This is a genomic window from Sulfurihydrogenibium sp., assembly GCF_027448985.1.
GTDB lineage: Bacteria > Aquificota > Aquificia > Aquificales > Hydrogenothermaceae > Sulfurihydrogenibium.
This window is the reverse complement of the sequence record NZ_DAIDMN010000087.1, coordinates 1-4,929: the sequence shown is the minus strand read 5'-3', so window position 1 is coordinate 4,929 and position 4,929 is coordinate 1. Positions and strand designations below refer to the sequence as shown.

At 34.6% G+C, this 4,929-nt stretch carries 6 protein-coding genes and 1 pseudogene; all 7 read left to right on the top strand.

All coding sequences use genetic code 11. The annotated features are described in order from the left end of the window. A pseudogene (locus NE054_RS06980) lies at nt 1–238 on the top strand (hypothetical protein); the annotation flags it as partial. 71 nt (nt 239–309) lie between these two features. Continuing rightward, on the top strand, nt 310–996 hold the full coding sequence (locus NE054_RS06975; RefSeq protein ID WP_297890098.1) for an MBL fold metallo-hydrolase: 687 nt from the start codon (nt 310–312) through the stop codon (nt 994–996). Between the two features lie 8 nt (nt 997–1,004). Next, the gene (gene thiO, locus NE054_RS06970; protein ID WP_297890097.1) at nt 1,005–2,102 is read left to right on the top strand and encodes a glycine oxidase ThiO; all 1,098 of its coding nucleotides are present in this window, start codon (nt 1,005–1,007) and stop codon (nt 2,100–2,102) included. A 30-nt stretch (nt 2,103–2,132) separates the two neighbouring features. Further along, entirely contained in the window at nt 2,133–2,678 is a 546-nt protein-coding gene (locus NE054_RS06965; protein ID WP_297890096.1) for a DUF507 family protein, read from the top strand. Nucleotides 2,679–2,708: 30 nt separating this feature from the next. Continuing rightward, complete coding sequence (locus tag NE054_RS06960) at nt 2,709–3,335, top strand: lysophospholipid acyltransferase family protein (RefSeq protein ID WP_297890095.1); 627 nt, start codon at nt 2,709–2,711, stop codon at nt 3,333–3,335. Continuing rightward, complete coding sequence (gene ispH, locus NE054_RS06955) at nt 3,328–4,191, top strand: 4-hydroxy-3-methylbut-2-enyl diphosphate reductase (protein WP_297890094.1); 864 nt, start codon at nt 3,328–3,330, stop codon at nt 4,189–4,191. The genes NE054_RS06960 and ispH overlap by 8 nt, the downstream gene beginning before the upstream one ends. Then, nucleotides 4,188–4,929 (top strand): S1 RNA-binding domain-containing protein (locus NE054_RS06950; protein WP_297890093.1); only part of this gene is annotated, 742 nt, incomplete at its 3' end. The genes ispH and NE054_RS06950, both read left to right, overlap by 4 nt.

Genomic DNA, 4,929 nt, shown 5'->3' with positions numbered 1-4,929 from the left:
CTTGTGGAAGGTTTTACGAAGATATGCTTTACGCTTATCCGGAAAATCCGGATTTGATGGTTTTCAACACAACATTCCTCCACCAGACCTTGAAGATAAAGAGATACCTTTGAAAAAAACCCTTCTAAAGAGATGGGGAACGGAAGAAGAGGTTTTTAAAGCTGTTAAGTACCTAATAGAAACAGATTTTACAACCGGAGCAGCTATACCTGTTGAAGGAGGTAGACTGATATTTTAGATTACATAATTTTTTTAGGAACAGCTGGCGGAAGGACGGTAGTATTTAGACAGCTTAGACATTCAGGTGGTATGTGGCTTCATTTTGGCGGGAAAAACATAATAATAGACCCAGGTCCGGGAAGTTTAGTAAGAATCTTTGAAAGAGGCTTAGAACCAAGAGATTTAGACGCAGTTGTACTATCCCACAGACATTTAGACCATGTTGCAGATGTTGCATCAGTTGTAGAGTCAGCTACAGATGCAAACAAACACAAATTAGAACTACTTCTTGCACCTTACGATGCGTTAGAAGGAGAAGACCCAGTAGTTTTAAAGTACACAAAAAAAGGTTTTAAAAGAGTTGAAATAACAACCATGGGAAATACGTACATTTTAGAAGAAATTACCATAAAACCATTGATACCTCACATACATCAAGGAGCAGAAACTTACAGTTTAGAATTCAGTTATAAAGACAAAGTCTTCATTTACGTTCCTTGTGGAAGGTTTTACGAAGATATGCTTTACGCTTATCCGGAAAATCCGGATTTGATGGTTTTCAACACAACATTCTTAAAACCAAATCTAAACTACTACCATTTATCTGCCGAAGATTTAGAAAGGATAATTCAGAAAGTTAAACCAAAGAAGACAGTTTTAACCCATTTTAGTTTACAGATGTTAAGGGCTGTACCTGTAAAAGTTGCAGAAGATATGAAAAAAAGAACCGGATTGGAAGTTGTAGCAGCAACCGACGGAATGAAACTGGAATTTTAGGAGTAGTGATGAAAGGTGTAATAATTGGTGGAGGAATTATAGGTTTATCAATAGCAAGACAGCTTTACAAACTTGGTTACGACATAACCGTTGTAGAGAAAAGAATGCTTGGTAGAGGAGCATCATGGGCAGCAGGAGGTATGCTTGCTCCGTTAGCTGAAGGTTTGGTCGGAGATTTTCTTGATTTTTGTTTAGAAAGTAGAGATATGTACAAATCTTTTGTTGAAGAAATACAGAAAGAGACGGGAGATAACGTAGGCTTTTGGGAGTGTGGGATAATATATCCGGTATTCAGTGAAGAGGAAAAATCCCTGATACAAAAAAGAATAAAGTACTACAACAAATTAGGGCACAACGCCATTTGGCTTGATAGAAAAGATATAGAAGATAAAGGGTATATGTTGGGAAAAAGCGTTTTAGGTGGAGCTTACTTTCCAGATGATAAACAAGTAGATAACAGAAGACTAATAACAGCATTGGTAATGTACATAAAAAAAACAAAAATCGAAGTACGACAGTTTGAAACTGTTAGATTCATAAACGAAAAAAATGGTGTATTTAAATCCGTTACAACAGACAAAGGAGAGATAGAAGCAGATTTTTGTATACTAGCAGCTGGAGCATGGTCAGGAGAACTTGAACCTTTAAAAGTTTTTCCTAAAAAAGGACAGATGTTTTCATTCAAAACAAAAAAGAAAGAAGAGTTAAAAAACATACTCTACAGTAAAAGAGCGTACATAATACCAAGAAAAGATACAAACCTTGTAGTTGTTGGAGCTACAGAGGAAAACGTGTTTTTTAAAGAAGGAGTTACAGTAGCAGGACTTGCGATACTAATAAAAGGTCTGTTGGACACACTACCAAATACAAAAGATTATGAAATAGTAGAGACATGGTACGGATTTAGACCTGCAACACCAGATGGATTTCCAATCTTAGGAAAATCCGATATAAAAAACCTTTACTATGCAACAGGTCATTACAGAAACGGAATACTTCTTACCCCAATTACTGCCAAAATAATGGCGGATTTAATTCATAAAGAAGAAGAAAGTCCTTACCTTAAAATATTTAGTTTTGACAGATTTAAGCATCTGATGGTATAATTTAAAACTATTTTAACTCGGAGGAAGTTTATGAAACTACCAGCAAAGCTGGTGGAGATAGTCGCCAACAACATAGCTCAAGAACTTTTAGATAAACATTTAGTAGAAGCAGATGACACAGAAAAGTTTAAAAAGGATATAAAAGACATACTTTTAAACGCCGTTGAAGAAGAAAAACAGATAGAAGAACAAGCGGAAAGGTTAGTAGAGCAACATATAAACCTTGTAGATGAAGAGATAAGATACAGAGAAGCTGTAAAAAAAGTAAAAGAAAAACTTGCAGAAGAAAAAGGCATCCATTTAGACCCTGAAGAAAGGTTAAACCAGATATCCCACAGAATAAAAAAGTACCTTGAAACGGAAGATTCAGTTGAAATATTTGAACATCCAAATAAAATAAGAAGAGTTGTTTTAGATATACTCAAAAAACTTCTTAAGGAAGAGAGAGAGATTGACAAAGAGGTAAGACAGAGAATAAGGTCCTACTCTAAAAAGATTATAGAAGGAACACCGGAGTGGAAAATCCTTTATAACAGAATCTATGAAGATGCTTTAAGAAAAAGAGGATTACTTTAATAAAACTCTCCGGCAAAGGAGAGCTTCAAAATGAATAAAAACCTCCCCTACTCAGAAATAGGATATAGACTTTTTTTTAAAACCAAGCCAATTATAAAAAAAATACTTAGGATAAACGTAGAAGGTGTAGAAAATATACCACTGGAAGGTGGATGTATACTGGCTTCAAACCATAGAAGCCATTTAGACCCACCTGTAATAAACACAATATCACCAAGACCAGTTATTTTTTTAGCAAAAAAGGAACTGTTTGAAGTGCCAGTTTTAGGATGGTTTATAAAAAAAGCCGGAGCAATTCCCGTAAAAAGAGATAGTAGAGATACTGCCACCATTAAAAAATCTATACAACTACTAAAAGAAGGTTATGTAATAGGAATTTTTCCGGAAGGAACAAGAGCAAGACCCGGAGAGTTTAGAAAACCACAGCCAGGTGTAGGATATTTAATAGAAAAAGCAAAAGTACCAGTTATTCCTATTTTAATTGAAGGAACAGACAAAGTCCTACCAGTTAACTCAAAATTACCTAAATTATTCAAGTATAATATTGATGTTAAAATAGGAAAGCCTATACGTTTTGAAGGTTTAACATCCTATGAACATATTGCAGAAAAGGTTATGGATGAAATCAAAAAATTAAAAGGAGCACATCATGGTTAACATAAAAGTAGCACAAACAGCCGGATTTTGCTTTGGTGTGAGAATAGCTGTAGATATGGCTAAAAAAGCCGGACAGCAGCTTGGTCATGCATACACAAACGGTCCTATCATCCACAATAAACAAGTTGTTTCTTATTTAGAAGATTTGGGAATAAAAGAGTTAAAGGATTACTCCCACCTAAAACCAGGAGAAACGGTTATAATAAGGTCCCATGGAGTCCCACCTGAAACGGAAAGAATGTTAAAAAGTATGAATATAAACGTTCTTGATGCAACCTGTCCTTTTGTTAAAAAAGTTCATGATAAAGTAAAACAGCTTGTAGAAGAAGGATACTTTGTTGTTATTATAGGAGAAGAAGGACATCCGGAAGTGATTGGTACCTTAGGACATTTAAAAGAAGTAAACGGTCAAGGTGTAGTGGTAGAAAATTTTGAAGATTTAGTTAAAAAGGTTCCAAAAAGAAACAAAATTGGTGTTGTAGCCCAAACAACACAAAGCGAAGACTTTTTTAGAGAAGCTGTAGGGTACTTAGCGGAAAACACGGAAGAGCTTAAAGTGTTTAACACTATATGTGATGCAACTTCCGTAAGACAAGAAGAAGTAAAAAAGTTGGCTCCTACCGTTGACGTTATGGTTATAATAGGTGGAAAACACAGTGGCAACACTCAAAGACTTTATCAGATATCAAAAACCTTAAATCCAAACACTTACCATATAGAAACAGCAGAAGAACTTCAAAAAGAGTGGTTTGAAGGAAAAGAAAATATAGGAGTATCAGCCGGAGCATCAACTCCGGATTGGATAATAAACGAAGTTGTAGAAAAAATTAAGGAAATTAAAGGAGTGAAACGATGAACGAATTTGAGAAACTAATGGAAGAAAAAGTAGAATCCGGATTTTACACTAAAAACCAAAAAATCAAAGGTAAAGTAGTTAAAATAACCGACGACAAAGTTTACGTGGACATCGGTCAAAAGATAGAAGCCGTTTTAAGAAAAAGTGAAGCAGAGAATGTAAAAGAAGGAGAAGAGATAGAGGCGGTATTCACAGGAAAAAGAGATAAAGACGGCTACTTTATCCTATCAAGGAAAGAATTAGTCCTACCAGAAAAAATCAAAAAATTGAAAAATGCCTTTGAAAACAAAGAAAAAGTAAAAGCATCTATTTTATCTAAACAAGAAAAAGGTTACATTGTATCCGTAGAAGGATTCAAAGGGTTTATGCCTTTATCAGAGTCTGCAACAAAAAAAGATGAAACTCTTCCGGAAGGATTCACCTTTGATGCGTACATAGTAAAATTTGAGGAAAGAGGTAAATATCCAAATATAGTAGTATCAAGAAAACAAGCTATATTAGAAGAAAAAGACACAGAAAAAGAAAAAATACTTTCCCTGATGAAAGAAGGTCAGAGGATAAAAGCAAAAGTTGTAAAAATTCAGCCAAACGGTGCAGTTTTATCGATAGAGGATGTGGTTTACGGATTTATGCCAAAAAGTGAACTTTCATGGGATAAAAGTAAAAAAGTGGAGGACGTTTTAAAAGTAGGAGAAGAATTAGAAGTGATAGTAAAAGAAATAAAAGATAAAAAACCTA